The organism is Pseudomonas sp. MRSN 12121 (assembly GCF_000931465.1).
Classification (GTDB): Bacteria; Pseudomonadota; Gammaproteobacteria; order Pseudomonadales; family Pseudomonadaceae; genus Aquipseudomonas.
In genome coordinates, this window is the sequence record NZ_CP010892.1 from 1,544,284 (window position 1) to 1,570,804 (window position 26,521).

Sequence of the window (26,521 nt, forward strand, 5' to 3'; positions counted from 1 at the left end):
CGACCGCGCTGCCGAGCCATCCTTGCGGGGAGGGCGGGCAACGGCGGCCGCAGGCCGGTGGTTCACTTCACGCCGGCTGCCGTCGGCTCCAGCAGCAGGGTTTCGATCCGCGCCGGCACCAGGGGCGCCCTGGGTGTCGGCGCGGCCCAGCCGAACAGCGCCTGGGACGCCGTGGCGCAGACCCGCCCCTGGCAGGCGCCCATGCCGCACCGGCTGTGCAGCTTGGCCTGGGTCCAGTCGGCCTGGCCGGCCACGGCGGAGTAAGGCACATCCTCGCAGCGGCACAGCAGCGTATCAGGTCGCGCCAGCTGTAAAAGCGCCGGTTGCAGGGCGAAGGTGGCCTGCAACCGGTCGGCGAAGGCCTGCCAATGGGCGCGATGGTGGGCCAACTGGTCGGCCTCGCGGGTTGCTCCGCTGGCGGCCAGCCCGGCGATCTCGCCTTCGATCCGCGCCAGTTCGCTGCCACCGATCCCGGTGCATTCCCCGGCGGCATAGACCTGCGCCAGGCTGGTGCCCTGGTAGCGATCCACGGCAATCGCGTTGTCCTGCAACTGGCAGCCCAGGTGGCTGGCCAGGCTGGTGTTGGGCACCAGGCCGAAACCGCAGGCCAGGCGCTCGCAAGGCAGCTCTCGATACTGCCCGCCCTGGCGGATGCGCACGACCTCCAGGCGCCGGTCGCCCAGGGCTTCGACGACATGGGCATTGCAGCGATAGGCCGGGGTGGCTAGCCCCGCGGCCTGGCCGAGCTTGGCCGGCCAGCGCCAGAGCCCGGCGCTGAAGCCCGCCAGCGCGGTCAGCGGCGCCTGCTCCAGAACCGCCTCGACCCGCGCACCGGCCTGGCGGGCGGTGGCGGCGCTGGCCAGCAGCAAGGGCCCGCTGCCGGCGATGACCAGCCGTTCGCCTGCCACGTCCAGGCCGTTTTTCAGCAGCGCCTGCAAGGCCCCCGCGCCTGTCACGCCGGGCAGGGTCCAGCCGGGGAAGGGCAGCAGCCGTTCGCGGGCGCCGCAACACAGGATCAGGCGCTGGTAGCGCACGATCAGCGCCTGCTCGGCATTTTCCAGGAGCAGGGCATTGGCCCCGGCGCCGGCCACCACCCGGGTGCCGGGCAGGTAGCGCAGCCGCGGATGCTCCAGCACCTGCAAGGCTTCGCGGGCGCTGGCGCCGAGCGTCACGCCCGGCCCATGGCGCCAGATCTGGCCGCCGGCGCGCGGGTTGTCGTCGAGCAGGACGATCGACAGGTCGCCGCGACTTGCCGCCCTGGCCGCCGCGAGGCCGGCCGGGCCGCCGCCGACGATGAGAATGTCGCACTGCAACGAGTGCCCGCTCATGGCGTGCGCTCCACGTGCATGCCTTCGCGGCACAGGGTCTGGCACGCCAGCTGGCGCCGACCGTCGATGGTCATGCGGCATTCCTGGCAGATGCCCATGCCGCAGAAGGGCGCCCGGGGCTGGCCGGTGCAGGAGGTCCGGGTGCGCTCGTCGCCGCTGCCGGCGAGGGCGGCGGCCACGCTCTGGCCCTCGCGCACGGCCAGCGCCTGATAGTCCAGGTAGATGATCATGAGGCGGTTCCAGTCAAAGGGGCGCAGAGGCCGGAAAAACGTTCGGGCCGGTAGGGGCGGGCGTCGATGTCCGGGCGTTCGCCGAGCATCAGGTCGGTCAGCAGGCGCCCGCTGCCGGGGGCGGTAGTGACACCCAGGCCTTCGTGGCCGACCGCCAGCCATAGGCCCTTCTCCCGCGGATGCTGGCCCAGCAGCGGCAGGCCGTCCGGGCTGGCGGCGCGAAAGCCGGTCCAGGCGCGGATGCCGTTCAACTGCGCGAGCCGCGGCAGGTAAGCCACCGCCCGTTGCAGCATGGGTTGCAGCACCGCGGGCTCGATGGCCGGGTCGAGGGTGTCGAACTGGCGGGACGAGCCGATCAGCAATTGCCCGGTCGGCCGTGGCTGCACATTGAACGCCACCGAGGTGCCGTCGCTGGCGTGGGCGCTGGCGGCGTAGCCCAGCTCCACCAACTGATGGGACACCTGCGGCGGGTAACGATCGGTGATCAGCAGGTGGCCCTTCTTCGCTCGCAACGGCAGCTGCGGCAGCAGCTCCCGGGCCGCCAGGCCGTTGGCCAGCACCACGTATTCGGCGCGCAGCACCCGGCCGTCGTCCAGTGCCACGCGCTGCGCGGCCACGGCCCTGACGCTGGCGCGCTCGCAGCGGATGAGGGGATTGTCATGCAGCAGCCAATGGGCCGCGGCCGGGGCATAGAGAATCCCGTCGCCGGGGATCTTCAGCGCGCCGCCGAGGCCGCCGCGCAACATCGGTTCGAGTTCGGCCAGGGCGGCGCTGCCGAGCAGTTCGCCGGCCACGCCCTGTTGCGCCAGGGCGGCCTGCTTGGCCCGGGCCAGGTCCATTTCCGCGGCGTCCGCGGCCAGCCACAGGGTGCCGCAGCTGCGGTAGGCGCAAGATGGCGGCAGGCGGGTGCGCAAGTGGTTCCACAGGCCGATGGAGTAGTGACTCAGCGCCAGTTCGGCGGCGTTGTCGTCCATCGCCACCAGGTGCCCCATGCCCGCGCCGGTGGCGCCGCCGCTGGCATTGTCGAGCACCCGCACGCGCAGGCCGCGCCGGGCCAGTTCGTGGGCGCAGGCGGCGCCGACAATGCCGCCGCCAATCACCAGGGCATCGGCTTCGGCGGCTTCGCTCACGAGACGATGCCCCAGGCGAAGGGGTCGCTGTCTTCGATCAGCAAGGTGGCTTCGGCGCTCAGGTGAGCGCTGCCGCGCAGGGTCGGGACGATCCGTTCGCCGATTTGCTCGTAGCTGGCGCTGAACTGGCTGCCGATCACGCTGGCCTGGCGCCAGATCGCGCCGGGCGCCAGTTTGCCATCGGCGGCCAGGCACGCCAGCTTGGCGCTGGTGCCGGTGCCGCAGGGGGAGCGGTCGTAGGCCTGGCCGGGGCACAGCACGAAGTTGCGGCTGTCGGCGGCCGGGTCGTCGGCGAACAGCTCGATATGGTCGATCACCCCACCGTCGGCGCCGCTGATGCCGGCGGCCTCCAGGGCTGCGCGCACGGCCCGAGTGTAGTGGGTCAGGGCCTCGACGTTGTCCAGGGCGATGCGCTGGCCATGTTCGCTGATCAGGAAGAACCAGTTGCCGCCCCAGGCGATATCGCCGCGCACCGTGCCATGGTCGGGCAATTGCAGCTCGACATTGCTGCGGTAGCGGTAGGCCGGCACGTTGCGCACGCTGACCGAGAGGTCCTCGTGCAGGGTCGCGCTGACGGTGCCTACCGGGGTCTCGATGCGATGCACGCCGGGGGCGATGCGGCCCAGGTGATGGAGCGAGCGCACCAGGCCGATGGTGCCGTGGCCGCACATGCCCAGGTAGCCGCTGTTGTTGAAGAAGATCACCCCGGCGCAGGCGTCCGCCGCCTGCGGCTCGCACAACAAGGCCCCCACCAGCACGTCGCTGCCCCGTGGTTCCAGCACGCAGGCCGTGCGCCAGTGGTCGTGGTGCGCTTGCAGGAGGGCCAGGCGTTCGGCCATCGAGCCGTTACCCAGGTCGGGAAAGCCGTCGACAACCAGGCGAGTCGGCTCGCCCCCCGTGTGTGAATCGATGATGGTGATTTTTTTCATGGCGGCACCTGACGGAAAAGGCCTACAGATTCACCTGGGAAAGGGCCGCATCGCTTGTGGGTTTTCTCTGCTGTGGATGACGAAATCGGCACAGCGTGGCTTTCTGCTAACCCGGTAGCCGCTGCCGAGGTACGAGGCTGCGATCGGGTTGGGCGGCATTCCGACGAAGCGGCCGCAAAACCGGCTATCGCGTTCTACCTGATACACCGCAAGCGCTGGCTTTGCGGCAACTGCGTTGCCGATCGCAGCCTCGCTGGTGCTCGGCAGCGGCTACAAGTGCTGCGATGTGGCTGTGGGTGTGGCGGATCAAGGGAGGGCGACGGCGCGGGAAAGGTCTGGGGGCGAATGTGCCGATTTCGTCTTGCTCAGGGGCGAAAAGTCTCAAGCTGCGCGGCGGCGAAAGGCGGAATCTGTTTTGCGTTTCCAACGCCTGTCGGCCCCGCCCGACTCAACCACAAGGACAAGACCATGAGCCGTAAAGCCATTCACTGGAGCGGTGTGTTCCCCGCCGTCAGCACCCAGTTCAAGCCCGACTTTTCCCTCGACCTGGACGCCACCCACGGCGTCATGCGCAATCTGGTGGCCGATGGCGTGTCGGGCCTGGTGGTGTGCGGCACCGTGGGCGAGAACACTTCGCTGAGCACCGCGGAAAAACTCTCGGTGATCGAGGTCGCCAAGGATGCCGCCGGTGGTCGCGTGCCGGTGATCGCCGGGATTGCCGAGTTCACCACCGAGTTCGCCCGCAACACCGTGCGTGAGGCCGCCAAGGTCGGGGTCGACGGGGTGATGGTGATGCCGGCCCTGGTGTATTCGGCCAAGCCCCACGAAACCGCCGCGCACTTTCGCACCATCGCCACCGGCACCGACCTGCCGGTGATGGTCTACAACAACCCGCCGATCTACAAGAACGACGTCACCCCGGACGTGCTGATCGCCCTGCAGGACTGCGAGAACATCGTCTGCTTCAAGGACTCTTCCGGCGACACCCGGCGTTTCATCGACCTGCGCAACGCCGTGGGCGACCGCTTCGTGCTGTTCGCCGGCCTGGACGACGTGGTGGTGGAGAGCATTGCCGTCGGCGCCGAAGGCTGGGTCTCCGGGATGTCCAACGCCTTCCCCCGCGAAGGCGAGACCCTGTTCCGCCTGGCCCGGGAAAAACGCTTCGAGGAAGCCCTGGCGCTGTACCGCTGGTTCATGCCGCTGCTGCACCTGGATGCGCGTCCGGACCTGGTGCAGTGCATCAAGCTCTGCGAGGAACTGGTCGGTCGCGGCTCCGCGATCACCCGCCCACCGCGCCTGGCCCTGCAGGGCGAGACCCTGGCCGAGGTCAAGGCGATAGTCGCCAAGGCCCTGGCCGAGCGTCCGCAGCTGCCGGACGTCGGCCTGTAACCGCCGCAGTAGGGCGCTCGCGCCCTGGTCCATGAGAACACCACCCGGCGCTCGCGCGGCGCCGTGCTTCGTCACGTCGGCAGGCTTTCGCGCGATGCCGACGTGACCTTCGATCTGCCTACTCCAATAACTCAATAAGAAGGCGCGCCTATGTCAGGCCAAGGCAAATTCAAGAAACAGCTCTCTCTGGTCGACCTCACTTTCATCGGCCTGGGGGCGATCTTCGGCTCCGGCTGGTTGTTCGCCGCCAGCCATGTCTCGGCCATCGCCGGGCCGGCGGGGATCTTCTCCTGGCTGCTCGGCGGTTTCGCCGTCCTGCTGCTGGGCATCGTCTACTGCGAACTGGGCGCGGCGCTGCCGCGAGCGGGCGGGGTGGTGCGTTATCCGGTGTTCTCCCACGGGCCGTTGCTGGGCTACCTGATGGGCTTCATCACCCTGATCGCGTTTTCCAGCCTGGTGGCCATCGAGGTGGTGGCGGCACGGCAATACGCGGCGGCCTGGTTCCCGGGGCTGACCCATGCCGGCAGCAGCAACCCGACTATCCTTGGCTGGCTGGTGCAATTCGCCCTGTTGTGCCTGTTCTTCTGGCTCAATTACTCCAGCGTCAAGACCTTCGCCAAGTCCAACAACTTCATCAGCCTGTTCAAGTTCGTCGTGCCGCTGCTGGTCATCGGCGTGCTCTTCAGCTTCTTCAAGCCGGACAATTTCCATGTCCAGGGTTTTGCCCCTTTCGGCCTGTCCGGGATCGAAATGGCGGTCTCCGCCGGCGGAATCATTTTTGCCTACCTGGGCCTGACCCCGATCATCTCGGTGGCCAGCGAAGTGCGTAATCCGCAGCGCACCATTCCCGTCGCGTTGATTCTTTCGGTGCTGCTCTCCACCCTGATCTACGGCCTGCTGCAACTGGCGTTTCTGGGCAGCATTCCCACCGAGATGCTGGCCAACGGCTGGAGCAGCATCAGCAAGGAATTCTCCCTGCCGTACCGAGACATCGCCCTGACCCTGGGCGTCGGCTGGCTGGCCTACCTGGTGGTGGCGGACGCGGTCATTTCCCCCAGCGGCTGCGGCAACATCTACATGAATGCCACGCCACGGGTGGTGTACGGCTGGGCGAAGACCGGGACCTTCTTCAAGATCTTCACCCGCATCGACGAGCAGTCCGGCATCCCGCGCCCGGCGCTGTGGCTGACCTTCGGCCTGTCGGTGTTCTGGACCTTGCCGTTCCCCTCGTGGGAGGCGCTGATCAATGTGGTGTCCGCGGCCCTGGTGCTCAGTTATGCGATCGCCCCGATCAGCGTGGCGGCCCTGCGCAAGAGCGCGCCGGACCTGCCGCGGCCGTTTCGGGTCAGCGGCTTCGGCGTGCTGGGGCCGGTGTCGTTCGTCATCGCCGCGCTGATCGTCTATTGGTCCGGCTGGGGCACGGTGTCCTGGCTGCTGGGCCTGCAGATCCTGATGTTCGTCGTCTACCTGTGCTGCAAGCGCCTGGTGCCCACCGACCACCTGAGCCTCGGCGAACAGGTGCGCTCGTCGCTGTGGCTGATCGCTTTCTATGCCCTGACCATCCTTGTTTCCTGGCTGGGCAGCTTCGGCGGCATCGGCACGCTCACTCATCCATACGACACGCTGGTCATCACCCTCATGGCCCTGGGCATCTACTACTGGGGCGCCAACACCGGCGTGCCGGGCAGCAAGCTGGTGCTGGAAGGGGAAGACGAGTGACCGGCACGCCATTCATTCAGAGAGGTAACCCATGCCTGTAACAGGACAACTGCTGATCGGCCAATCCCGCGTGCGTGGTGGCCACGGCGAAGTGCATGCGCTGGCCGCCGCCACTGGCGAGGCCCTGGCCCCGAGTTTCGGCGGCGCCGGCCCGGACGACCTGGAGCGCGCCTGCGCCCTGGCCGAGGCGGCGTTCGACCCCTATCGGGAGACCGGCCTGGAACAGCGGGCGGCGTTCCTGGAGAGTATCGCCAGCAACATCCTCGCCCTGGGCGACGAACTGATCGAACGCTGCATGAGCGAGACCGGCCTGCCCCGGGCGCGCCTGGAAGGCGAGCGTGGGCGCACGGTCGGCCAGTTGCGGCTGTTCGCGGCGGTGGTGCGCGACGGCAGCTTCCTGGAGGCCCGCATCGAGCCGGCCCAGCCTGGGCGCCAGCCCTTGCCCAAGGTGGATCTGCGCCTGCGCCAGATCGCCCTCGGGCCGGTGGCGGTGTTCGGCGCCTCGAACTTCCCCCTGGCGTTCTCGGTGGCCGGTGGCGATACCGCCTCGGCCCTGGCCGCCGGTTGCCCGGTGGTGGTCAAGGCGCACTCGGCGCACCCCGGCACCTCGGAGCTGGTGGGGCAGGCGATCCAGCAGGCGGTGCAGCGCCACGGTTTGCCGGAAGGGGTGTTCTCGCTGCTGTTCGATGCCGGCCGCAGCATTGGCCAGGGGCTGGTGGCGGATCGGCGGATCAAGGCCGTGGGCTTCACCGGTTCGCGCACGGGCGGTGTGGCGTTGATGAAGATCGCCGCGGCCCGCGAGGAGCCGATTCCGCTGTATGCCGAGATGAGTTCGATCAACCCGGTACTGCTGCTGGCCCAGGCGCTGGCCGAGCGCGGCGCCGACATCGCCAGGGCGTTTGTCGGTTCCCTGACCCTGGGCGCCGGCCAGTTCTGCACCAACCCCGGGTTGATCCTGGCTGTCGACAGCCCGGCGTTGCGGGCATTCGAAGCCGCGGCGGCAGCGGCGCTGAAGGCAGTACCTGCGCAGACCATGCTCACACCGGGCATCCACGCCAGCTATGCCCAGGGTGTCGAGCAGCTGCTGCGACACACTGAGGTGGAGACCCTGGGGCAGGGCCTGGGCGGCGAGCGTTATCAGGCCCGGGCCGGGCTGTTCGCCACCTCGGCCGACGCCTTCATGGCCCGGGCGGAGCTGCGCGGGGAAGTCTTCGGCCCGGCATCGTTGATTGTGCGTTGCACCGATGCGGCGCAATTGCAGGCGCTGCTGGAGGGCCTGGAAGGTCAACTGACCATCGCCCTGCATTTGAGCGACGCCGACCATCCGCAGGTGCGCGCGCTGCTGCCGCTGCTGGAGCGCAAGGCCGGGCGCCTGCTGGTCAACGGCTTCGGCACCGGGGTCGAGGTCGGCCATGCCATGGTGCATGGCGGGCCGTTCCCGGCCACTTCCGATTCCCGCACCACCTCGGTGGGCAGCCTGGCGATCCAGCGCTTCCTGCGTCCGGTGTCCTATCAGGACCTGCCGCAAACCCTGCTGCCAGAAACCTTGCGCAGTGACAACCCGTTGCAGGTGCCGCAGCGCCTCGACGGCCTGCGCCCGACCTGAGGCGCTGCCGGTAGCCACCGAAGCCTGCGACAGGGTCGCGGGCCTTCGGCGACTTCCTCCCCGATCCAGGGGGCCGGATTGCCCTCGGCCCTTATCGTTTTTTCCGCAGCAGGAGCCCCCATGTCCGATCTCGTTAACCTGTCCCTCGCGCAAGTCCATGAGCTGTCGCTCAAGGTCTTGACCCGCCATGGCCTGTCCGACGCCCACGCCAGGGCCATTGCCGAGGTCATCACCCAGGGCCAGCGCGACGAATGCCATTCCCATGGCTTGTATCGCCTGCTGGGTTGCGTGCGTTCGGTGCGTGAAGGCCAGGTCGACCCGCTGGCCGAGCCGAGCCTGCGCTCTGTTTCCGCCGGCGTGCTGGAAGTGGATGCGCACTACGGTTATTCCCTGCTGGCGTTCCGCACCGGCCTCCCGCTGCTGGCGCAGAAGGCCCGCAGCCAGGGGTTGGCGGCCATGGCGATCAAGCGCTGTTTTCATTTTTCGGCGCTGTGGCCGGAGGTCGAGGCCATCGCCGCCGAAGGGTTGGTGGGCCTCGCCATGAACCCCAGTCACAGCTGGGTGGCACCGGCCGGGGGCCGCAACCCGGTGTTCGGCACCAACCCGCTGGCCTTCGCCTGGCCGCGGCCGGCGGGTGAGCCGTTCGTGTTCGATTTCGCCACCAGCGCCATCGCCCGCGGCGACATCGAACTGCATGCGCGGCAGGGCAAGCCGATCCCCGAGCACTGGGCCGTCGACGCCCAGGGGCGGCCCACCACCGATGCCCAGGCCGCCCTGCAAGGGGCCATGCAGACCTTCGGCGGGCACAAGGGCTCGGCCCTGGCAGCGATGATCGAACTGTTGGCCGGTGCCTTGATCGGCGACCTCACCAGCGCCGAATCCATGGCCTTCGATGCCGGCGTAGGTGCCGCGCCTTGCCACGGCGAACTGATCCTGGCATTCGACCCCAAGGTGTTTCTCGGCGAGGACTACCCGCACGGCCTGGAACGCGCCGAACGGCTGTTCGCCGCCATCACCGCGCAAGGCGCCCGGTTGCCGTCGCAGCGCCGCTTCGAGGCCCGGGCACGCAGCCTGCAACACGGGGTGCACATCCCTCGGGCGCTGTTCGATGATATTCAGGCGCTGTTGATCCCATAGGCGCGAGCGGGCGGCGATCCGACTTGCCCGCGATAGCGTGGACGGCCTTCGGCAGGGAGTCGCTGCGCGGAACCGGGGGGCTGTGCTGGCCTTATCGCGAGCAAGCTTCGCTCCTACAGGTGCCCGACAGGTATCCAGCGATAGCTGCTATTTTCACTGCTGCATTCCTCCCATCGGCGAATACGGATATCCAGTTGATGAACCTCCACTTCGAAACCCCCAACCTGCTGCTGTGTCCACGCACCCTGGAACACTTCGATGCGTGCATCGCCATGGACCTCGATCCCCAGGTCACCCGTTACATCCCCGGCCCCTGGGATGGCGGCCAGGAACACCGCGACTTCCTGCGTTCGCGCATGGAGCGCGACTTCGGGGAGTTTTGCGGGTATTGGGCGATTTTCGCCAAGTCCGCGCCGGATGAGTTTCTTGGCTGGGTGTCGTTCATTCCCTACGAGGCGGTCGGCCCCGAGCTGGAAATGGGCTGGCGCCTGGTGCGCCGGGCGTGGGGCCGGGGTATCGCCTCCGAGGCCGCAGCGCGCATCGTCGAGCATGCGTTTGTCGGCGCCGGGGTCGAGCGCATCGTGGCCGATGCCCATGCCTTGAACGAAGCCTCGCTGGGGGTGGCGCGCAAGCTCGGCTTCCGCTTCGTGCGCGACGGCGAGTTCGAAGGTTTGCCGAGCAAGTTCTTCGAGATGACCCGGGCGGATTTCGCTGCGTGGGAGCGCTGACAAGGCGCTTGTGAAACACCGCCGGTCGCTGTCTTGTCGGTGCCCTGCGCTGGCTGCCGTCAGGTTCAGCAAACAGACAGTTTGCAACTGCTAAAACAGCACCTACGCCCGGCAGGAGCCGGGTGGCTGGAGGGGGCGTCACACGCAATACAACGGCCGGCGACGACGCCGGGGGAGGCAGCATGTTGTTACGTTACACAGCTCTGGCAGCGGTGGTCGTAGTGGCCTCCGGGTGTGTGCAGGAACGGGTGGTGCATGAGCGGCGGGTGGTCGAACGCGCGGCGCCGGTGGAGTACGTCGAGGTGGTCGCGCCGCGGCCGCCGCCCGTGCGAGTCATCGAGGTCGAGCCCATGCATCGCCCGGGTTATGTCTGGTCCCGGGCTTACTGGCACTGGGATGGCCGGCAATACGTGGCTGTCCATGGGCACTGGGAAACCTTGCGTCCCGGCTACCACTACGTGCACCCATACTGGGAGCCTCGCGGCGACGGCTGGCACCTGCACGCGGGTGGCTGGGCCAGCTGACCGAGAACCAGGCGAGGTCCTCCCTTGTAGGCGCGAGGCTTGCCCGCGATGGAGGTGAGAGCACCGCGTTGGCCGCCGTCAACGCGCGTACTCGTCAATGATCCTCGCGAGCCAGCTTCGCTCCCTGCCCGGCACTACCGCTGGCTTCAGGAGCGCCACGAGCCTTCGGGCACTTCGACCTGGCGCTGCGCCGCCGCCAGGGCGGCCCGCAACCCGGCCTTATCCAGCGGGATGCAATACGCCGGCTTGGCCCGTTCGAAGCGCCAACTGTCCGCCAGGCTGCCGCCATCGACCGCATCGAACCCCAGCTCGTCCAACAGTTGCACCACCTGCGTCTTGGCCTGCGGATCGTCGCCGGCGATGGGCAGGGCGCGGCGATCGGGGGCGCCGCCGGGGCGGGCGTCGGTCAGCAGGTCCTGGGCGAGGATGGCGTTGAATACCTTCACCACCCTGGCGCCTTCGAGGTGCTCGGCGAGCAGTTGGCTGGTGGTGGTTTCGAAGCGGTCCAGGGCCTCGATATGCCCGTCGCGGTCCGGGTAATAGTTATTGGCGTCCAGCACCGTCTTGCCGGCCAGCAGCGCCGCAGGAAGGCTGCGGTAATGCGCCAGCGGGATCGCCACCAGCACCAATTCGCCGAACTGCACGGCATCTGCGACGCTGCCGATGCGACTGCCGCGAATACCGCTGGCCACGCTGCTCATGGTCTGTGGGCCGCGGGAATTGCTGAGCATCACCTCATGCCCCGCCGCCAGAGCCAATTGCGCCACGGCGCGTCCGATGAAACCTGCCCCGATAATGCCGATATGCATGTCCATGCTCCGTTGAAGGGATCGAGCGGCTATGATGATTCGTCACCAAATGGCGATAAATAAGCGTCTGGTTCTTGGTCTTGTTACTGGGAGTATCGAATGATGGATCGCCTGACCAGCATGGAGGCCTTTGTCGCGGCCGCCGAAAGCGGTTCCTACGCCCGTGCGGCAACCCGCCTGGGGCTCTCGCCGCAAATGGTCGCCAAGCATGTCGCGGCGCTGGAGCGGCGGCTGGGCGCGCGCTTGCTCAACCGCACCACGCGCCGGCAAAGCCTGACCGAATTGGGCGGTGCCTACCTCGAGCGCTGCAAGCACATCCTCGGCGAAGCCCAGGCCGCCGATTCCCTGGCGCAGATCATGAACGCCACGCCCCGGGGCAAGTTGCGCATCAGTGCGCCGGTCACCTTCGGCTCCTACAGCCTCATGCCTTTCGTGACGGCGTTTTTGCGTGAGCACCCAGAGGTCGAAATCGACCTGCATTTGACCGATCGCTATATCGACCTGGTGGAGGAGGGCTATGAGGCGGCCTTTCGTATCGGCCCGCTGGCCGACTCCAGCCTGACCGCCAGGCCGCTGGCGCCCTATCGGCTGATCGCCTGCGCCGCCCCTGCCTATCTCGCCGCCCGGGGCACGCCGCAACTGCCGGCCGATCTCGAGCGGCACGAGTGCCTGGGGTACGCCTACTGGTCGCGGCCGGCGGACCACACCTGGCAGTTTCGCCGCGACGGCCAGATGCATGAGGTCAAGGTGCGCAGTCGCTTGCAGGTCAACGAGAGCAAGGCGCTGCTGTCGGCGGCCGTGGATGGTTTTGGCGTCGTCCTGGGACCGGCGGATTTCCTCGAGCCGGCCCGGGCCGCGGGGGAGCTGGTGCAATTGCTCCCGGGGTACGAGGCGCCGAGCCGCGCCATGCACTTGCTGTACCGGCCAGACCGGCAGATGACCGCCAAGCTGCGGCACTTCGTCGATGCGGCCATTGCGCGTTTCGGGGCCTGAGCGGCGTATCGCAAATCGGCAAAGCGCTCTAGATCAAAGGTTCTGGAACTTCAGGTTTTTTGTAACCAAGACCGTTCGTCCGACGGATGGGTTTGGCAATCGTCGGCCGGTCAGTCATCCTGCTGGCCGGGATGTCCTAATGCCACTATGTGGTCACGCCCGCCGCATCCCTCCGAGTCTCCCCTGCCAATAGGTTGTTTATTGTGAGAGTCGCGTTATCCCGGCCCGAGGCCGTGTATGCCCGATAAGGCAATCATCGAGGAGCGGCGCCTGGCGGCGCTGCATGCCCTGGAGTTGCTGGACACCGCCAGTTGCGAGAACTTCGACCGGATCTGCCGCATGGCGGCCGAGTATTTCAAGGTGCCTACCGCCTTGATCAGCCTGGTGGATCGCGATCGCCAGTGGTTCAAGTCGCGCGTGGGTTTCGATGAACCGCAGACGCCGATCAGCCAGTCGTTCTGCGCGTTCACGATCCAGGGCCGCGAGGTGCTGGAGGTGCGTAACGCGGTGCTCGATCCGCGCTTTCAGGACAATCCGCTGGTGACACGCGAGCAGGGCATCCGTTTTTATGCCGGGGCGCCCTTGCTGACCTCGTCGGGGTATGCGATCGGCAGCCTGTGCATCATCGACAAGGCCGAGCAGCAGTTGAGCCTGGCCGAACGCCAGCAACTGCGCGACATGGCGGCGATGGTCATGGAGCAGGTCGAGCAACGTCAGCGCCAGCGTCGTCGCGATCCGGTCAGCGGCCTGTGCAATCGCGAGCAGTTCCAGACCGACCTGCGCGACCTGGCCGAGCATCACCTCGGTGAAAAGCGCGTGCTGGTGCTGATCGACGCCCTGGACATGAAGGTGGCCCACGAACTGACCCTGGCCCTGGGGCTGGCGCCTTTCGAGACGATCATCCGCTTTCTCGCGCTGCGCCTGAAGGAGTACCTGGGGCGGCATGTGCGGGTCTATCACGTGTCGGTCAAGCGCTTCGGCTTTCTGTTGCCGGCGCCGGCGCCGGGGTTGGACCGTCTGCTCCAGGCCCTGGTCAGTCGCCTGCGCCGCCAGCCACCCGGCCTGGGCTTTCCGATGATCCCCACGGTCTGCGCGGGCGCGGTGGAGTTCGAGATCCATCCGCAGTCGGTGGACGATGCGCTGCGCAAGGCCATGTTCGCCCTGGAGCTGGCGATGGCCAGGCGCAGTTTCTGGGCGCATTACGACGCCGGGCGCGATCACGCCCAGCGACGTGCGTTCAACCTGACTTCGGACCTCGGTGAGGCCTTGAGCAGCGGCCAGATTTACTTGATGTTCCAGCCGCGCTTCGCCCTTCCCGATGGCGCCCAGGTCAGCGCCGAGGCCTTGCTGCGCTGGGAGCATCCGTGGCTGGGGCCGATTTCTCCCGCCGAGTTCATTCCGGTGATGGAGCGCAACGGCCTGATTCATCAGGTGACCCACTGGGTCGTCGACACGGTGCTCGGCAAGCTGCGCGCCTGGTGCCTGCCCGAGCACTGCAAGTTGTCGATCAACCTGTCGCCCAGGGATTTCCAGGATCAGGACATCGCCGAGATCATCCGGCGCGCTTGCCAACGGCACGACGTCGATCCGCGGCGGCTCGAGGTGGAAATCACCGAAGGCGAATGGTTGCGCTCCAACCCCAATGTGCTGGAGCAACTGACGCGCATCCGCGAGCTGGGCACGGACGTGGCCATCGACGATTTCGGCACCGGCTACAGCAACTTCGCCTACCTGCACCAGATCCCGGCCAATGTGGTGAAACTCGACAAGTCGATGATCACCGACCTGGAACACAACACCCAGCACCAGAAGATCACCCGCTCGATCCTCAGCCTGGCCCGCGAGCTGGGCTACCGCACCGTGGCCGAAGGCATCGAGAGTTTCCAGTGCCTGCAGATGTTGCATGCGTTCGGCTGCGACGAAGCCCAGGGCTACTTCCTGGCCCGGCCAATGTTGCAGGACAAGTTCCTGGCGTGGAGCGGCGCCAACCGGTTTCCGTTGCAGCCCTGCGTCTAGCGCTGGCCCCATGGCGGCGCGGCTGTGCCTCAGCGGTCCTGGTCGAGGGCCTTGGCCATGGCGGCGCCCGCCAGGGCATGGACTTTGCGCGTGGGGTGCCATTCGTCCCAATAGAAATAGCCGTCCGGCTGAGCGCACGCCGGCTTCACCTCGGGATAGGTCGGCTGGCAGGGCTGGTCGAGCTGGGTCAGGCCATGCTCGGCGGCCTGGCCACGCAGCCGGTCGCTGAAGGCAATGTGGTCGAAGTAGGTGAGGCGTACCGCGAGCTGCTGGCTCAGGGGCGCCAGCAGCGTCGGCAATTGCCGTTGCAGTCGCTGCTGATAGCGCAAGGCTTGCTCGCGCTGGCCGCCGGCGACCACTGCCGGCGCATGGCTGAGGTCCGTGCTGCCGACCACCAGGAAATGCCTGGCGCCAGCGCCGGCCAGGCGACTGACGGCGTCCTGGATATGCTCGATGCTGCTGGCGGCCAGGTCATCGATCGGTTCCTGGTGGCCGAAGTCGGCGTGCTCGAAAAAGTCGTTGGCGCTGATGAAGATGAAATACAACGCCCGTGGGTCGGCCCGGCCCTTGGCATTGGCCAGGTAGTCGTCGATTTGCCCGCTCACCCCGGTGTCGCGGTAGGCGGTCATCCAGGCGTAGTAGTTGTTTCGCCCGCTTTTCGCGCCGCCCACGGCGTGGTCGGTCAGGGGCAGCCGCAGGTTCTGGGCAAGCACTTCCACGGCGGTCGGGCCATTGCTCCAGCGCCCCTGCCAATACAGCTCGCCGGGCAATGGCTGCGCGTCCTTGAACTGGCGGGAGAGCATGTCGCGGGTCAGGCGGTCGCTGGCGCCGTTGTCCGAATAGCTGTCGCCGAACGCGTAGAGATGATCGAACGCCGGGCCGGCCAGGCAACTGCCGGCAGCCAGCGAAAGGGCGAGCAGGGGAGCGAGCAGGATCTGGCGCATGGGCGGTCTCTACGGTGAAAGGCGAAGGTTCATCGTAGAAGTTTCGAGCGCGGCCGATGCACCGGATGCGACCTGGGCGTAGCCGTACTCGTCCGCACGTGCCTGTGGGCGACCTGCTACGACTAAAGTTTCACTGCGGCGAACGGGCGAGCAAGGCCTCGACCTTGTGCCGGAGCGCTTCCAGCGCGGCCTGTTCCTCGGCGCTGTACTGCCTGGCGCTTTCATGCAGCGCGCAGACGGTGCCGAACACCTCGCCATCGGCATCGCGTACCGGGTAACCCAGGTAGTTGCTCAGGCCGAACTCCACCTCGTCCTCGTTACCTGCCCATTCGGCTTCCAGGCGCGAGTCCTTGACGTACAACGGCTGGCCGCTGTCCACCACCCGCTCGCAATACAGCGCCCGGCCATTGTGCGCGAGGCTGCTTTTCTGGCCCTGGGCGCCGATCGGATACGTATCCTCATGCCGTCCGCCGGAGGCTTCGACCTGCATATGCTGGGGCAGCGAGCGCATGATCAGGATCGAGCTGACCCCCAGTTGCCTGGCCAGGGCATCGATATCGGCCTGCAGCGAATCGAACAACGGGGAAGACTTGGCCACCGCGGCCTCCTTTCTGTCGAGCCTGGGAAGGGCTGAACTATAACGGGGCAGGCGCGGCCGCCTTAAATACCGAATGGGTCCTTGCTTATATTCGTTTGCCGTTCATTGCCGGGAAAAAAATCGGCCACGCCGGGCCGATTTTCTTTTGCGCGAGTGCAGCAGCGTCATTGGTCGATCACGTTCTTCGATCGGCGCGGCGTGTTCATTCTTGCTGCAATACCTTCAAGGCAGCCGAAGCGAGAAAGCCCGAGCGGCTCTTCGCTTCCGGGTGATGCAGTACGTATTCGTCGATACGGTTCAGCAGGTAGCCGGGCAGGGTGATGTTGAGCTTCTGCGCCTTGCCCAGGTATCGGGTGATGTCGATGTCGACCAGCGCCCAGGTGCAGCTTGCGTACTGCGGGTTGGCTGCGTGCAAGGTGAGCTTGTTGGCGTGCGGGATGGCGGCACCTGCTTCGGCGAGAAGCTCGAAGTGCCCTTCGATGGCTTCGCGAGCCATGGCCATGGCGTCGTCGAGATCGTCGCCGGCCGAGAAACAGCCAGGAATATCCGGGACTTCCACGCCCCAGGCGTGTTCGTCATCGCCCATTGAAATGGCAATCGGGTAAAGCATGTGCGGAACCTCCATGGCGCGGTGAATCACCTTCACATGAGCAGCGCCTGTTTCAGAATGCTGATGGCGGTTTTTCTCAGCAGGTCCTTTTGCGGATGCGGGACAGTCACCAGCCCCGGTTTGCTGGGGTGGCGGAAATGATGGTGACTGCCTCTGACCCTGACCAGATACCAACCGTCTGCGACGATTTGGCTGATCAAATACCGACTGTTCACATCACCTCCTTGTGATGTCTGGTGGTTACTATACCCACCGAATAAAAGTGATCAACTCCCGCCGGCCCGACGGTCGTCGGCAGGGCGCTTCAGGCTGAAGTGTAGAAAGACAGGGGTTGCGAGGTGGCACCCAGGAGCGCTGGCTGTGTTGCAGGATCCTTCCCGGACCCTGATGTCGGCAGAAGTGGAAGTTGAGCTGGCGAGCTCAAGGGACGGTAGGACAGGGGGCTATTGTCATTCCCGCGCTCGCTGGTCGTGACACTGGCTTTCTATCGCCGCCCCGATGAAGCACCCATAAAAAAACCGGTCTCTGAAGGACCGGTTTGGCTGTTCCTGCATCCCTCGTCGGCCTGGCCTGACGCTGGACTTGAATGAAGTGGAGCGGGTGAAGGGAATCGAACCCTCGTTATCAGCTTGGGAAGCTGGAGTAATGCCATTATACGACACCCGCCTGGAGCGGCTGACTTTGTACCAGAAGTGCGCGCGGATTTGAAGTTTTTCTTTGCCGGGCCTGTATTTGCAAGGCGCGGGGAAAGCGTTCGGGCAGCGCTGTGCGCCGTCATCCCGGGGACGGGGCCAAGATCTTCTTGCGGTCTATCGCGAGCAAACTCGTCCCTGCGCCGGGAGGCGAGTCGCTCGCGATGACGTCACTTCAGATAGCCAGTGCATGGTGGTCCTGCAGGTAGTGGTAGCGCGGGCGACTGGCTTGTGGGGTCGGCTTGAGGAAACCCAGCAGCGCATTGCGATAGTCCCGGCAGGCGGCCTTGTGTTCCATGTCGAGGAAATGCCCGGCGGCCTCGATCGTGCTGAAGCTCGCGTGGCGCACATGGTTGCCGAACAGCATGGCGTCGTTGGCGCTGGTGTATTCGTCCCATTCGCCGTTCACGAACAGCACCGGCACGTCGATGTTTTTCGCCGCTTTCAGGTAGCACTGCCGGTCGCTGTTGAGCACGTGGCTGATGTGAAAGTGCATCTGCCCGTATTCATGCTCGGCCAGGCTGCTGACGTGGCGATAGTTGAAGCGCTTGAACAGCGACGGCAGGTGCTTGCCGATGGTCTCGTTGACCAGGTGCCCGACCCGGTGGCGGTCCAGGGTCCCGAGGTAGCTGACGCCACGTTCGAGGTAGTCGCGCATCGGTTCGTTGATCACCGGCGAGAACGAACTGATCACCGCCTTTTCGATGCGTCGCGGGCGATGCGAAAGGGCGATCAGCGTCGGCGCGCTGCCCCACGAGAACGACATCACGTGCTCGGCGGCGAAGTGGTCGATCAGCTCCAGCAGAATCTGCCCCTCGACCTCCTTGGTGAGCATGTTCTCGTGCCTGTTGTGGGCTTTCGAACGACCGGCGTAGGGCTGGTCGTAGAGCACCACGTTGAATTGCGGGTGCAGGTTCTTCACGGTCTGGGCAAATGACGCAGTGGTAGCCATCGAGCCGTTGACCAGGATGATGGTCTTTTCTGCGGCATCTGCGCGATAGAACTCCGTGTAAACCCGATACTGCCCTTGTATATCCAGCACAGCGATTTCTGGCCTCATGTCATAAGACTCCTGGCAAGCGGGTATGCGCGCAACCGAGGGTGCACGAGATTTGTGACAGGTAGGCATATGCCTGGAATCTTTTGGCCCATGTCGATCCGCAACAGATGGTCGACGGGTGTTGTTATAGGCGGGCAATTTGCCGGAATGCAGGAATGAGCACAGGAGGCTCGGACGGCAAAAGGATTCTTGGAAGTTATAGGGGTGACTCATCGGTCATATTTCGGCCGACGGACTGATTCAAGCAGGGAGAACGCAGTCTCGCAAGTGCCGTTGGTAAATTGTTCGACAACTTCGGCCGAGCGGTCATGCATGCCGCCCAGGCAGCGACGGGTTCAGATCTGGCGGATTTCTTCCGCGGTCAACGGCCGGTACTCGCCGGGCGCCAGGTCCGGGTCGAGGATCAGCGGGCCCATGCATTCGCGATGCAGGCGCAGGACCTTGTTGTCGAAATGGCCGAACATGCGTTTGACCTGGTGATAGCGGCCCTCGACGATGCTCAACCGGGCGCTCCGCGGGCCGAGGATGTGCAGTTCGGCGGGCAGGGTGGTGAGGTCCTCGAAGGCGAAATACAGGCCCCGGGCAAAGGCCTCGGCGTATTCCGGGCCGATCTGCTGTTCGGTCTCGACGTAATAGCGCTTCGGGAGTTTGGTCTGCGGCTGGGTCAGGCGTCGCGACCAGCTGCCGTCGTTGGTCAGGATCAGCAGGCCGGTGGTGTTGTAGTCCAGGCGCCCGGCGATATGCAGCTCGTCTTTGTCGGGCTCGTCCAGCAGGTCGAGCACGGTGCGGTGTTCGGGGTCGCGGGTGGCGCTGACGCAGCCCATGGGTTTGTGCAGCATGAAGTAGCGCGGCGGCTTGCCCGCTTGCAGCACCTCGTCGTCGAGCTCGACCCGGCTGAACTCCCGTACTTCGGCGTGGGGATCGCTGACCACCTGGCCGTCGATGCGCACGCGCTGTGCCACGAGCAGCAGGCGCGCCTGCTGGCGATTGAAGCGGGGCAGGTTGCTGAGGAAACGGTCAACGCGCATGGCTATCGGCTGTCGGACAAAAGGCCGCGCATCTTACGGGATCGGCCGGGCGGCTGCTTGCAGTTGCGCGTCGACCCGGGCACAGCGCGGGCACAGGCAGGAGCGATCGCGCAGCTGTGGCGGCAGGGCTTCGAGCACCGCCGGATCGATGCTCACGCTGTAGCACCAGCAGGCCTGGTCGGCGGTACGCGGGTCGGCCAGGGCGCAGTCGTTGCGGGCGCCACAGGCCGGGCAGAGGTTGGGGCTGTTCAGGGTCTGGTCATTCATAGCTGGAGTGAGGCATTTCCACGCAGGTGCGATTACGGCCGGTCTGCTTGGCACGGTACAGCGCATGGTCGGCGCGCGACAACAGGTCATGCAGGGTGTCGTTCGCCTGCAGCGTCGTCAGGCCGATACTGACGGTCAGTTGCAGGCTCTTGCCTTCATAGGCATAGCGCTGTTGTTCGATCAGCAGGCGGATCTTCTCGGCGATCTTCAGCGCCGTGGCGCTGTCGGTGTCCTTGAGCAGCACGATGAATTCCTCGCCGCCCCAGCGGCAAACGATGTCGGCCTGGCGCAGGCAACTTTCCAGGTGCCGCGCGAACCCGCTCAGCACCTGGTCGCCGGCGAGGTGGCCATGGGTGTCGTTGAGGCGCTTGAAGTGGTCCAGGTCCAGCAACAGGGCGGTCAGGGGCTTGGTTTCGCGCTGGGCCTCGTGCATGGCCTGCGCGGCCAGCAGGTCGAAACCGCGGCGATTGGGCAGGCCGGTGAGGCTGTCGAGCGTGGCCTGGGTTTCGAGTTTGCGCTGGTAGCGCCCGATCAGGCGGTGGAGCAGGGCCAGCACGCTCAGGGTGACGCCCAGGCAGATCAGCAGGTTGAGGTACAGCGAGCGGCGGATATCACCCAGGGCGCTGTCTTCGCGCTTGTCGACGAACAGGTACCAGTTCAGCTCGGGAATGAAACGCACATTGAGGAAGTGCCGCTGGCCGTGGGCGCTGTAGTCGTAATTGCCGCCGTGGGGCTCGGACAACCCGATCTGCAGGTCGTGCAGGTTCTCCAGCGCGCTTAGGGACTGGCCGGCCCGGGCGCCCTGCGGCCCGCCTTCGGCTCCGGTGAGGACGATCCGGCCCTGGGTGTCGACGAAGTACACCGTGCGCTGATAACGCTGCTGGTAGCGGTCGATCAGCTTGACCACCGTGTCCACGGCCAGGCCGACGCCGGCGATGCCGATGAAGTTGTCCTGGTAGTCGTAGACCTTGTAGTTGATGAAAAACGTCAGGTTGTTCTGGTTGGCCTGGTCCGGATCGACATTGATTTCATAGGGCGCGGCCATGTCGCGTACCCGGAAGTACCAGGCATCGCGAGGCGTGTCGGGGCTGACTTTCTTCAGCACGCCCTTGGCGTGGTAGTAGGTCAGGGTGCCGTTGGAGACGAAGAACGCGGTGTAGGCGCCGTAGTGGGTCATGACCTCGTTGAGGTAACGGGTCATCTGCCCGGGGTCGCGCTCGCCACCCATTACCCAGTCGCGCATGAAGGTGTCGCGGGACATCATCGAGGAAATCAACACCGGTCGTACCAGGTCTTTCTGGATCTCCGAGTACACGGTGTCGGAGGTCAGCGGCAGCTCGGTGTTGACGATGTTGTCGCGGATCGAGGTGCGCGAGGCGTAGTAACTGAGAAAGGAGGTGGCCAGGAAGCCGCAACCCAGCAGCGCGATGAGGGTAATGATCAGCGAGCGTTGCGAATACAGGGGGGAACGAAGCGACATGGCGATTCCCTGGCAGTGACCCGATGCAAGCATTCTAGTGGCAGTGCCGACGAATCGCCGGGGCATTTTCAATACCCGGCCGGCACGCTGCAGGCCGCGGAAACCGCGGCTTTTGGGATCCAGGATCCGGGTTGGGCGACTTGTATCAAGGTGTAACGAAAATCGCACCAGATCCCGTTTTCGCGGTCAGATATTTCGACAGCCAGAACATCCTTGGGTGTCGCCGGCCAGCGTCGCTGGCAGGGCTCTTCAGCGGTCCGGGAGGCCGCCATGTATCGTCGAATTCTGCTCACTGCGTTCCTGGGTTTGGCTCTTTCTGCCTGCGTTCCCTATTACGACTACGACGGCGGTTCCACTTACTACCGCTCTGAGGTCTATACGACGCCGGCGCCGGTCTATTACGGCGGCTCCTATTATTCTTCCGGCCGCAGCTATTACGCGCCGCGTTATTACCAGCCGGCACCGCGTTACTACCAGCCCCGGTATTACCAACCGGCCCCGCGTTATTACCAAGTGGCGCCACGGGCCGTTTACCGCAGCTACCCGAACCGTGGCTGGGACGGCCACCGCCAGGGCTGGAACAATGACTATCGGGGCCACGGCGGCCGTGACGGCTGGCGGGGCGGTCGAGACTGGAGCGATCGCGGTCGCGACGATCGCCGCGGCGACCGTCACAACCGCTGATTCACCCCTTACCCGCAAGCGGCGCCTGGAGCGCCGCTTTTTCATGGGCGGTTTTCAGACGTCCGACAGGTCTGCCAGGGGGTGACGACCTTCCCAGGCCTTGTGGAAGTGCGCCTGCACCACCGCATCGGGTACGCGGTTGATGTCCGGCCAGTGCCAGTGGGGCTTGTGGTCCTTGTCGAGGAGCCGCGCCCGCACCCCTTCGCTGAACTCCGGGTGCCGGCAGCAGTTCAGGCTCAGGGTGTATTCCATCTGAAACACCTGCGCCAGGGACAGGTGGCGCGCCCGCTCGATCTGCTCCCATACCAGGTGTGCGGTCAGCGGGCAGCCCTCGAGCATGGTCTTGGCGGCGCGGGCGAACAGGGCATCGTCCTGGTCGCGAAGCTGGCCGATGGCTTTCCAGGCGCAACGTATGTCGCTGACATCCAGCCATTCGTCGATCTGTCGGCGGCGCGGCAGCCATTGCGCTTCGGGCATCTGCACCAGGGCTTCCTGTTGCAGGGCCTTGAGCAGGCTGTTGAGCTGCATTGCGGTCTGCTCCTGCCAATTGAGCTGCAACAGCCCGTCGATCAGCGCTTCTTGCTGATCGTCGCGCAGGAAGCGGTCGGCCAGGTCCAGGTCAAGGGCGTCGCGGCCGTTCATGTGCGCGCCGGTCAGGCCGAGGAACAGCCCGAGCTTGCCCGGCAGGCGCGAGAGGAACCAGCTGGCGCCGACATCCGGGTACAGGCCGATGCTGATCTCCGGCATCGCCAGGCGGCTGCTCGGGGTGACGATACGGATGCCTGCGCCCTGCAACAGGCCCATGCCGCCGCCGAGCACATACCCGTGGCCCCAGCAGACCAGCGGTTTCGGGTAGGTGTGCAGGTGGTAGTCGAGGCGGTATTCCGCGGCGAAGAACTGCGCCGCCAGCGGCGGGACCTCGCCAGGGTGGGCCAGGCAGGCCTGGACCAGGCTGCGCACTTCACCACCGGCGCAAAAGGCCTTGGCGCCGTTGCCGCGCAGCAGCACGCAGACCACTTGCGGGTCGCGGGCCCAGGCTTCCAGGCGGTCGCTCAACTGATGGATCATCGGCAGGGACAGGGCATTGAGGGAGGATTCGGCGTCCAGGCTGGCGATGCCGATGCGCGCGCCGTCGGTGCCGGTGAGTTCTTCGAAGTGCAGATTCATCGTGACCTCGATCGGGAATTTGAGCGTTCAGTATGATCGCTATGGGCGAAAGTGCGGGTTCTGCGTCAGATCAATTGACAAGCGTGGTGGGCTTTCCTAGGGTGCGCCCATTGATTTTTCCGGGTGCAACCATGACCGCCGACGACCGTATCAAACTCGAACCGAGCTGGAAGCAGGCCCTGCGTGCCGAATTCGATCAGCCTTACATGACGGAGTTGCGCGAGTTCCTGCGCCAGGAACATGCCGCCGGCAAGGAGATCTACCCACCGGGCCCGCTGATCTTCAACGCGCTGAACTCGACGCCGCTGGACAAGGTCAAGGTGGTGATCCTCGGCCAGGACCCTTACCACGGCCCGGGCCAGGCCCACGGCCTGTGCTTCTCGGTGCAACCCGGGGTGCCGGCGCCGCCGTCCCTGGTGAATATCTATAAAGAACTCAAGCGCGACCTGAACATCGACATCCCCAACCACGGCTACCTGCAAAGCTGGGCCGACCAGGGCGTGCTGATGCTCAACACCACCATGACCGTGCAGCGGGCCAACGCCGCCTCCCACGCGGGCAAGGGCTGGCAGTATTTCACCGACCGGATCATCGAAGTGGTCAGCGAGCACCAGCCGCATCTGGTGTTCCTGTTGTGGGGCTCCCACGCGCAGAGCAAGCAGAAACTGATCGACACCACCAAGCACCTGGTGCTGACCTCGGTCCACCCGTCGCCGTTGTCGGCTTATCGCGGGTTTATCGGTTGCGGGCATTTCAGCCGGACCAACAAATACCTCGAGCAGAACGGCGAGACGCCGATCGAGTGGCGACTGCCGCCCGTCTGAGGTCCTATCGCGGGCAAGCCTCGCTCCTACAGAAGCACGCGTTGTAGGAGCGAGGCTTGCCCGCGATAAAGACACCTCGGCCGTTCAGACGGAATCCGCTTCCCGGTTCCACCGCCGGAACAGCGGCTCGGCCAGGAACAGCACGAACAGCAAGCGCATCACCTGCATCGCCGTCACCAGCGGCACCGACAGTTGCAGGGTCTCAGCCGTCAGGCTCATTTCCGCGATGCCGCCGGGCATCATGCCCAATGTCAGCGAACGCAGGTCCAGGTGGGTCAGGGCGCTCAGGGCCATGGCCGCGAGGCCGGCGATGAGCATGGTCAGCGCGGTGCCGACCAGGGTCCGGCCCATGAACGACGGCGCGCGACGGAAGAACTGACGATTGAAGTGACAGCCCAGACCGCTGCCGATCAGCCACTGGCCGATCTGGCTGGCGCCATCCGGCAGGCCGATATGCAAGTCCCAGCCGATACTGACCGCGGCGCTGACCAGCAGCGGCCCGAACAGCCAGGGGTTGGGTTGGCGCAGGCGCTGCCAGGCCCAGGCGACCAGCGCGCCCGCGGGAAATAGCAGGGCCAGCCAGCGCCAGTCGACACTGGCGGGATGCAGTTGCGGCACGCCTTCACCGAGCAGGTATTTGAAGGCTGCCGGCACGCACAGGACCACCACCAGCACCCGCAGGCTCTGCCCGGCCGCGACGCGGCTGAGCACCGCGCCGTTGCGCGCGCCAAGGTTGACCATCTCGCCGGAGCCGCCCGGCATGCTGGAGAAGAACGCGGTGGCCCGGTCCTCGCCGGTGCGCCGCAGCAGCCAGACCCCGACCACGCTGGACAGGCTGGTGACCAGCGCACCGAAGAAGATCAGGCCGAAGTGGCTCATGACCTGCTCCATCACCAGCGGGGTGAAGTGCAGGCCGATACCGATGCCGACCACCCATTGCCCACATTTGCGACCGCCGGGAATTTCCGCCAGTTGCCAGGGCGTCAGGCAGCGCACCAGGATGATCGCCAGCAACGAGCCGACCATCCACGGCAATGGCCAGCCGATCTGGCTGGCGAGGTAGCCGCCGACCAGACCGACCAGGGGCGTACCCCACCACTGTTTGAAGGTGACCTCAGACATCGGCCACGGTGCGTTGCGGGGCCGAGCGCTTGCGCCAGATGCGCAGCAGCGGCATCAGCAGCATGAGCACGGTCAGCACCCAGACACCGACGGTGATCGGGCTGGACCAGAGGATCTCCATCGCACCGTTGGAGATCGACAGCGCGCGGCGCAGGTTCTGTTCCATCAGCCCGCCGAGAATGAAGCCCAGCAGCACCGGCGACAGCGGGAAGTCCAGCTTGCGCAGGATGTAGCCGAAGATCCCGATGCCGACCATCAGGAACAGGTCGAAGGTGGTGGCGTGCACCGCATACACACCGATCCCGGTAATGATCGCGATCACCGGCACCAGGGCCCAGTTCGGCACCGCGAGGATGCGGGTGAAGACGCGGATCATCGGGATGTTGAGGATCACCAGCATGATGTTGGCGATGAACAGCGAGGCGATCAGGCCCCAGACGATATCCGGCTGCTGCTGGAACAGCAGCGGGCCCGGGGTGATGTTGTACAGCGACAGGGCGCCGATCATCACCGCGGTGGTGCCCGAACCCGGGACGCCGAGGGTCAGCATCGGCACCAGGGCACCACAGGCCGAGGCGCCGATCGCGGTTTCCGGGGCCGCCAGGCCGCGCTTGTCGCCCTGGCCGAATTTGCCGTTGGGGCCGGCAATGCGTTTTTCGGTCATGTAGGCCACGGCGCTCGCCAGGGTCGCGCCAGCGCCCGGCAATACACCCATGATGAAGCCCAGCAGACCGCAGCGCAGGTTGACGATGAACACCGACGCCGCTTCCTTGAAGTTGAACATCATGCGTCCGGTGGCTTTCACCGCTTCCTGGCCGCGATGGGTCTTTTCCAGCAGCAACAGGATCTCGCTGATGGAGAACAGGCCCAGCACCAGCACCACGAACTGAATGCCATCGGTGAGGTGAATGTTATCGCCGGTGAAGCGGTACACGCCGCTGTTGGCGTCGATGCCGACCGAGGACAGGAACAGGCCGATCAAGGCCGCGATAAAGGTCTTGATCGGCCGGTCGCCGGCCATGCCGCCGAGACAGACGATGGCGAACACCATCAGCACGAAGTATTCCGCGGGGCCGAAGGCAATCGCCCATTTCGCCAGGAGCGGGGCGAACAGCACCATGCCGCAGGTGGCGATGAACGCGCCGATGAACGAACTCCAGGCCGAGAGCGACAGCGCCACCCCGGCGAGGCCCTGGCGAGCCATCGGGTAGCCGTCGAGGGTGGTCATCACGGTGGAGGCTTCGCCCGGGATGTTCAGCAGGATCGAGCTGATCCGGCCGCCGTATTCGCAACCCAGGTACACCGCGGCCAGCAGGATCAGCGCCGACTCCGGCGGCAGGCCGAGGGCGAAGGCGATCGGGATCAGCAGCGCCACGCCGTTGATCGGGCCCAGGCCCGGGAGCAGGCCGACCACGGTGCCGATCAGGGTGCCGGTCAGGGCGGTGACCAGATTGTAGGGGCTCAGCGCGACGCCGAAACCCTGGCCCAAATAGCCAAGCGTATCCAT

The 26,521-nt window shown here is 65.9% G+C and carries 26 protein-coding genes and 1 tRNA gene; 10 read left to right on the plus strand and 17 right to left on the minus strand.

Features of this window, described 5'->3' with window-relative positions; all coding sequences use genetic code 11:
* Nucleotides 1-62 precede the first annotated feature (62 nt).
* Genes TO66_RS07010 through TO66_RS07025 form a run of 4 tightly spaced genes read right to left on the minus strand, consistent with a single transcriptional unit; the run spans nt 63 to nt 3,617 of the window.
* The gene (locus TO66_RS07010) at nt 63-1,328 is read right to left on the minus strand and encodes an FAD/NAD(P)-binding oxidoreductase (RefSeq protein WP_044461651.1); all 1,266 of its coding nucleotides are present in this window, start codon (nt 1,326-1,328) and stop codon (nt 63-65) included.
* Nucleotides 1,325-1,558 (minus strand): (2Fe-2S)-binding protein, encoded by a 234-nt coding sequence (locus TO66_RS07015; RefSeq protein WP_044461652.1) that lies wholly within the window; start codon nt 1,556-1,558, stop codon nt 1,325-1,327. The genes TO66_RS07010 and TO66_RS07015 overlap by 4 nt, the downstream gene beginning before the upstream one ends.
* Nucleotides 1,555-2,688 (minus strand): FAD-binding oxidoreductase, encoded by a 1,134-nt coding sequence (locus TO66_RS07020; protein ID WP_044461653.1) that lies wholly within the window; start codon nt 2,686-2,688, stop codon nt 1,555-1,557. The genes TO66_RS07015 and TO66_RS07020 overlap by 4 nt, the downstream gene beginning before the upstream one ends.
* Entirely contained in the window at nt 2,685-3,617 is a 933-nt protein-coding gene (locus TO66_RS07025; protein ID WP_044461654.1) for a 4-hydroxyproline epimerase, read from the minus strand. The genes TO66_RS07020 and TO66_RS07025 overlap by 4 nt, the downstream gene beginning before the upstream one ends.
* A 468-nt stretch (nt 3,618-4,085) precedes the next feature.
* Between TO66_RS07025 and TO66_RS07030 the strand changes: the two genes are divergently transcribed.
* The 6 genes from TO66_RS07030 to TO66_RS07055 all read left to right on the plus strand — a co-directional run bounded on the left by TO66_RS07030 (nt 4,086) and on the right by TO66_RS07055 (nt 10,720).
* The gene (locus tag TO66_RS07030; protein ID WP_044461655.1) at nt 4,086-5,006 is read left to right on the plus strand and encodes a dihydrodipicolinate synthase family protein; all 921 of its coding nucleotides are present in this window, start codon (nt 4,086-4,088) and stop codon (nt 5,004-5,006) included.
* Nucleotides 5,007-5,156: 150 nt separating this feature from the next.
* Nucleotides 5,157-6,725, plus strand: a complete 1,569-nt coding sequence (locus tag TO66_RS07035) for an APC family permease (protein ID WP_044461656.1) — start codon at nt 5,157-5,159, stop codon at nt 6,723-6,725.
* A gap of 31 nt (nt 6,726-6,756) precedes the next feature.
* Complete coding sequence (locus tag TO66_RS07040) at nt 6,757-8,331, plus strand: aldehyde dehydrogenase (NADP(+)) (RefSeq protein ID WP_044461657.1); 1,575 nt, start codon at nt 6,757-6,759, stop codon at nt 8,329-8,331.
* 120 nt (nt 8,332-8,451) lie between these two features.
* Nucleotides 8,452-9,468: an Ldh family oxidoreductase gene (locus TO66_RS07045; protein WP_044461658.1), complete on the plus strand. Its 1,017-nt coding sequence runs from the start codon at nt 8,452-8,454 to the stop codon at nt 9,466-9,468.
* A gap of 197 nt (nt 9,469-9,665) precedes the next feature.
* Nucleotides 9,666-10,196 carry a GNAT family N-acetyltransferase gene (locus tag TO66_RS07050; RefSeq protein ID WP_044461659.1) on the plus strand — a complete coding sequence of 177 codons (531 nt, stop codon included), beginning with the start codon at nt 9,666-9,668 and terminating at the stop codon, nt 10,194-10,196.
* Nucleotides 10,197-10,378: 182 nt separating this feature from the next.
* Nucleotides 10,379-10,720: a YXWGXW repeat-containing protein gene (locus TO66_RS07055; RefSeq protein WP_044465962.1), complete on the plus strand. Its 342-nt coding sequence runs from the start codon at nt 10,379-10,381 to the stop codon at nt 10,718-10,720.
* Nucleotides 10,721-10,866: 146 nt separating this feature from the next.
* On the opposite strand, the gene TO66_RS07060 is transcribed toward TO66_RS07055, so the two are convergent.
* A complete protein-coding gene (locus TO66_RS07060; protein WP_044461660.1) occupies nt 10,867-11,529 on the minus strand; it encodes an NADPH-dependent F420 reductase in 663 nt (220 codons plus the stop codon).
* 102 nt (nt 11,530-11,631) lie between these two features.
* Between TO66_RS07060 and TO66_RS07065 the strand changes: the two genes are divergently transcribed.
* Both TO66_RS07065 and TO66_RS07070 read left to right on the plus strand, forming a co-directional pair.
* A complete protein-coding gene (locus TO66_RS07065) occupies nt 11,632-12,522 on the plus strand; it encodes a LysR family transcriptional regulator (protein ID WP_044465963.1) in 891 nt (296 codons plus the stop codon).
* A gap of 237 nt (nt 12,523-12,759) precedes the next feature.
* The gene (locus tag TO66_RS07070) at nt 12,760-14,538 is read left to right on the plus strand and encodes a sensor domain-containing phosphodiesterase (RefSeq protein ID WP_044461661.1); all 1,779 of its coding nucleotides are present in this window, start codon (nt 12,760-12,762) and stop codon (nt 14,536-14,538) included.
* A 29-nt stretch (nt 14,539-14,567) separates the two neighbouring features.
* On the opposite strand, the gene TO66_RS07075 is transcribed toward TO66_RS07070, so the two are convergent.
* From TO66_RS07075 to TO66_RS07115, 9 genes are all read right to left on the minus strand, one after another.
* Complete coding sequence (locus tag TO66_RS07075; RefSeq protein WP_044461662.1) at nt 14,568-15,482, minus strand: SGNH/GDSL hydrolase family protein; 915 nt, start codon at nt 15,480-15,482, stop codon at nt 14,568-14,570.
* A 130-nt stretch (nt 15,483-15,612) separates the two neighbouring features.
* Complete coding sequence (locus tag TO66_RS07080) at nt 15,613-16,080, minus strand: GAF domain-containing protein (RefSeq protein ID WP_044461663.1); 468 nt, start codon at nt 16,078-16,080, stop codon at nt 15,613-15,615.
* 202 nt (nt 16,081-16,282) lie between these two features.
* Complete coding sequence (locus TO66_RS07085; protein WP_044461664.1) at nt 16,283-16,690, minus strand: type II toxin-antitoxin system HicB family antitoxin; 408 nt, start codon at nt 16,688-16,690, stop codon at nt 16,283-16,285.
* 32 nt (nt 16,691-16,722) lie between these two features.
* The gene (locus TO66_RS07090; protein WP_044461665.1) at nt 16,723-16,905 is read right to left on the minus strand and encodes a type II toxin-antitoxin system HicA family toxin; all 183 of its coding nucleotides are present in this window, start codon (nt 16,903-16,905) and stop codon (nt 16,723-16,725) included.
* A gap of 377 nt (nt 16,906-17,282) precedes the next feature.
* Nucleotides 17,283-17,356 (minus strand) — tRNA-Gly (locus tag TO66_RS07095).
* A 201-nt stretch (nt 17,357-17,557) separates the two neighbouring features.
* The gene (locus tag TO66_RS07100; protein ID WP_044461666.1) at nt 17,558-18,442 is read right to left on the minus strand and encodes an alpha/beta fold hydrolase; all 885 of its coding nucleotides are present in this window, start codon (nt 18,440-18,442) and stop codon (nt 17,558-17,560) included.
* A 335-nt stretch (nt 18,443-18,777) separates the two neighbouring features.
* Entirely contained in the window at nt 18,778-19,470 is a 693-nt protein-coding gene (locus tag TO66_RS07105) for a pseudouridine synthase (protein ID WP_044461667.1), read from the minus strand.
* 33 nt (nt 19,471-19,503) lie between these two features.
* Nucleotides 19,504-19,722: a cysteine-rich CWC family protein gene (locus tag TO66_RS07110; RefSeq protein ID WP_310732177.1), complete on the minus strand. Its 219-nt coding sequence runs from the start codon at nt 19,720-19,722 to the stop codon at nt 19,504-19,506.
* A 7-nt stretch (nt 19,723-19,729) separates the two neighbouring features.
* Nucleotides 19,730-21,217, minus strand: a complete 1,488-nt coding sequence (locus TO66_RS07115; protein ID WP_044461669.1) for a sensor domain-containing diguanylate cyclase — start codon at nt 21,215-21,217, stop codon at nt 19,730-19,732.
* 270 nt (nt 21,218-21,487) lie between these two features.
* Here TO66_RS07115 and TO66_RS07120 point away from each other — a divergent pair, with 270 nt between their 5' ends.
* The gene (locus tag TO66_RS07120) at nt 21,488-21,901 is read left to right on the plus strand and encodes a hypothetical protein (protein WP_044461670.1); all 414 of its coding nucleotides are present in this window, start codon (nt 21,488-21,490) and stop codon (nt 21,899-21,901) included.
* A 54-nt stretch (nt 21,902-21,955) separates the two neighbouring features.
* Here TO66_RS07120 and TO66_RS07125 read toward each other — a convergent pair whose 3' ends face one another.
* Nucleotides 21,956-23,068, minus strand: coding sequence for an enoyl-CoA hydratase/isomerase family protein (locus tag TO66_RS07125; protein WP_044461671.1), 1,113 nt, complete (start codon nt 23,066-23,068; stop codon nt 21,956-21,958).
* Nucleotides 23,069-23,199: 131 nt separating this feature from the next.
* On the opposite strand from TO66_RS07125, the gene ung reads away from it, so the two are divergent.
* Complete coding sequence (ung, locus tag TO66_RS07130; RefSeq protein WP_044461672.1) at nt 23,200-23,892, plus strand: uracil-DNA glycosylase; 693 nt, start codon at nt 23,200-23,202, stop codon at nt 23,890-23,892.
* A gap of 84 nt (nt 23,893-23,976) precedes the next feature.
* Here ung and TO66_RS07135 read toward each other — a convergent pair whose 3' ends face one another.
* Together TO66_RS07135 and TO66_RS07140 are read right to left on the minus strand one after the other, a co-directional pair.
* On the minus strand, nt 23,977-25,014 hold the full coding sequence (locus TO66_RS07135) for an AbrB family transcriptional regulator (RefSeq protein ID WP_044461673.1): 1,038 nt from the start codon (nt 25,012-25,014) through the stop codon (nt 23,977-23,979).
* On the minus strand, nt 25,007-26,521 hold the full coding sequence (locus tag TO66_RS07140; RefSeq protein ID WP_044461674.1) for a tripartite tricarboxylate transporter permease: 1,515 nt from the start codon (nt 26,519-26,521) through the stop codon (nt 25,007-25,009). The genes TO66_RS07135 and TO66_RS07140 overlap by 8 nt, the downstream gene beginning before the upstream one ends.

Coding starts and splice junctions, on each gene's coding strand:
- TO66_RS07010 (WP_044461651.1), bottom strand. CDS start 1,328: ATGAGCGGGCACTCGTTGCAGTGCGACATTCTCATCGTCGGCGGCGGC.
- TO66_RS07015 (WP_044461652.1), bottom strand. CDS start 1,558: ATGATCATCTACCTGGACTATCAGGCGCTGGCCGTGCGCGAGGGCCAG.
- TO66_RS07025 (WP_044461654.1), bottom strand. CDS start 3,617: ATGAAAAAAATCACCATCATCGATTCACACACGGGGGGCGAGCCGACT.
- TO66_RS07030 (WP_044461655.1), top strand. CDS start 4,086: ATGAGCCGTAAAGCCATTCACTGGAGCGGTGTGTTCCCCGCCGTCAGC.
- TO66_RS07035 (WP_044461656.1), top strand. CDS start 5,157: ATGTCAGGCCAAGGCAAATTCAAGAAACAGCTCTCTCTGGTCGACCTC.
- TO66_RS07040 (WP_044461657.1), top strand. CDS start 6,757: ATGCCTGTAACAGGACAACTGCTGATCGGCCAATCCCGCGTGCGTGGT.
- TO66_RS07045 (WP_044461658.1), top strand. CDS start 8,452: ATGTCCGATCTCGTTAACCTGTCCCTCGCGCAAGTCCATGAGCTGTCG.
- TO66_RS07050 (WP_044461659.1), top strand. CDS start 9,666: ATGAACCTCCACTTCGAAACCCCCAACCTGCTGCTGTGTCCACGCACC.
- TO66_RS07055 (WP_044465962.1), top strand. CDS start 10,379: ATGTTGTTACGTTACACAGCTCTGGCAGCGGTGGTCGTAGTGGCCTCC.
- TO66_RS07060 (WP_044461660.1), bottom strand. CDS start 11,529: ATGCATATCGGCATTATCGGGGCAGGTTTCATCGGACGCGCCGTGGCG.
- TO66_RS07065 (WP_044465963.1), top strand. CDS start 11,632: ATGGATCGCCTGACCAGCATGGAGGCCTTTGTCGCGGCCGCCGAAAGC.
- TO66_RS07070 (WP_044461661.1), top strand. CDS start 12,760: ATGCCCGATAAGGCAATCATCGAGGAGCGGCGCCTGGCGGCGCTGCAT.
- TO66_RS07075 (WP_044461662.1), bottom strand. CDS start 15,482: ATGCGCCAGATCCTGCTCGCTCCCCTGCTCGCCCTTTCGCTGGCTGCC.
- TO66_RS07085 (WP_044461664.1), bottom strand. CDS start 16,690: ATGCTTTACCCGATTGCCATTTCAATGGGCGATGACGAACACGCCTGG.
- TO66_RS07100 (WP_044461666.1), bottom strand. CDS start 18,442: ATGAGGCCAGAAATCGCTGTGCTGGATATACAAGGGCAGTATCGGGTT.
- TO66_RS07105 (WP_044461667.1), bottom strand. CDS start 19,470: ATGCGCGTTGACCGTTTCCTCAGCAACCTGCCCCGCTTCAATCGCCAG.
- TO66_RS07115 (WP_044461669.1), bottom strand. CDS start 21,217: ATGTCGCTTCGTTCCCCCCTGTATTCGCAACGCTCGCTGATCATTACC.
- TO66_RS07120 (WP_044461670.1), top strand. CDS start 21,488: ATGTATCGTCGAATTCTGCTCACTGCGTTCCTGGGTTTGGCTCTTTCT.
- TO66_RS07125 (WP_044461671.1), bottom strand. CDS start 23,068: ATGAATCTGCACTTCGAAGAACTCACCGGCACCGACGGCGCGCGCATC.
- ung (WP_044461672.1), top strand. CDS start 23,200: ATGACCGCCGACGACCGTATCAAACTCGAACCGAGCTGGAAGCAGGCC.
- TO66_RS07135 (WP_044461673.1), bottom strand. CDS start 25,014: ATGTCTGAGGTCACCTTCAAACAGTGGTGGGGTACGCCCCTGGTCGGT.
- TO66_RS07140 (WP_044461674.1), bottom strand. CDS start 26,521: ATGGATACGCTTGGCTATTTGGGCCAGGGTTTCGGCGTCGCGCTGAGC.